Annotated in this window: 1 protein-coding gene; it reads left to right on the forward strand. The window is 43.7% G+C overall.

The genetic code is table 11. The features are described from left to right. A partial coding sequence (locus A3735_RS05530; protein ID WP_156499430.1) for an AsmA-like C-terminal region-containing protein occupies positions 1–774 on the forward strand: 774 nt, incomplete at its 5' end. Positions 775–885 lie beyond the last annotated feature (111 nt).

Raw genomic sequence — 885 nt, forward strand, 5'->3', positions numbered from 1 at the left:
AAGTCTCATGAAGGCATACTAAACACGAGCGCAAAAATAGATGCGCGTAGCAACAAACCTACTTGGCAAGCCGATACAAAGATATCAAACCTTAACTTAGGCACTCTGATTCAAGCGCTGGAAATTCAAAATGCCGAGGACAGCGCTAGCCTCAGTGGCACTCTCAATTTTAGTGCTGCGCTGACAAGTCGTGGTAACACCTTAAGCGAAGTTCAAAGCAATGCCTTGGCTCAATCCGAATTTGAAGTACTCGACGGTGAAGTTCAAGGCATAAACTTCAAGGCACTAAGCTGCAAAGGATTGGCCCTAATAAATAAAGATTCTATCGATACTAACAACTGGCCAAAAGCCACACCTTTTGATCTGCTTAAAGGCAGCGCCAGTTTGAAAGATGAGATTCTCACGAACAATTTCGAGCTAACAAGCTCCGGATTGGCGATGAGCGCCGAAGGCCCTATCAACCTGAGCGCAACATCGCTAGACATAAAAACCGGCTTACGCGTCATTGGCGACTCTAATGAGCATGCCTGCAGGGTTAATGAAAAGTTCAAAGACATTCCTGTTCCTGTAAGATGCAAAGGAAAATTTGATACGCCTCCAGCTGAGCTATGTAAACTGGACAGCAAACGTTTACTCGATGCGACCAAGCAAGTAGCTGCTAAAGAAGCAAAGCGTAAATTAGATAAAGAACTGGATAGAGCCTTAAACAAACACCTTGGCGACAAAGATGAAATCAAAGATGCTGCCAAGAACCTACTCAAGAAACTATTTTAATGTCCACAGATAAAAGCTCATCAATCTTTGCAAATCGCCTACTAAATTGGTTCGACCAACACGGTCGCAAAAACTTACCCTGGCAAATAGACAAAACACCCTACAGGGTTT

Source organism: Oleiphilus sp. HI0061 (assembly GCF_001635675.1).